General features: G+C 78.8%; 1 pseudogene. It reads right to left on the bottom strand.

Going from position 1 to position 836, the window contains the following annotated elements:
- Window positions 1–836, bottom strand: a pseudogene (locus ABD774_RS21530) (hypothetical protein); the annotation flags it as partial.

Genomic DNA, 836 nt, shown 5'->3' with positions numbered 1-836 from the left:
CAGGCGCCGCCAGGTCCCGCCCGCGGCCAGGGCCCGGGCCAGGTCCGGGGTGATGGGCCCGTACCCCTCCAGGTACGCCGCCGGAACGGCCTCCTCACCGACCTCCCCGCCACCCTCGCCGTCGCCGGTGTCGGCGTCGGTGCGCTCGGCGCTCTCGGCAACCTCGGCACCCGCGGCACCCGCGGCACCGCCGGCGGTGGTGGGCAGCGCTGTGCCCTCGGACCCGCTTCGGGGTTCGGGCGGGAGGGTGGTGGCCAGCGGGACGGTGACGTGGACGCGGATGTCGGGGACGGTGAAGCGCTCGCACGAGCGCAGCAGCAGCTGGTGCAGCGGCGGGAACTCCACCCCCACCGGGACCCCCGCCGGGGGTGCCGGTGGGGGTGCCGCGCCCGGCAGACCCCCGGACGGCCCGGCCGCCGCGCCACCCTCGCTCCCGACATGCTGCGGCGGGCGGGCCGGTGGCGGCGCGTCCCCCGTCGGTGGCGTGCCGGGGGTGCCGTCGTCCGAGGGCGCGGGCGGGCCGTCCGGCGGTGGGCCGTCTGTCGGGGAGCTGTCCACGGTCCGTGTTCGTGTGCGGCTCGCGTCGTTCACGTCGGGCACGCCGGGCACGCCGGGCACGCCGGTGCCGCTGCCGGTGCCGCTGCCGGTGCCGGTGCCGGTGCCGGCGTTGCTCGGGGTCTGGGGCGGGCCGGTGGTCCCGGCGATCAGCGCGGCGTGGGTCAGCGCGAGCAGGGCGTCGGCGCGCAGCTGGTCGATCGTGCGCGCGTCGCCGTCGTTCTTCGCCCCGTGCGCGATCGCGTCCAGGGTCAGATCGACCTGGACACAGTCCTCGGCCG

Origin of the sequence: Georgenia daeguensis (assembly GCF_039537705.1) — a bacterium.
Lineage (GTDB): Bacteria > Actinomycetota > Actinomycetes > Actinomycetales > Actinomycetaceae > Georgenia > Georgenia daeguensis.
Note: the sequence above shows the minus strand (reverse complement) of the source record. Positions and strands in the feature narration are given on the sequence as shown.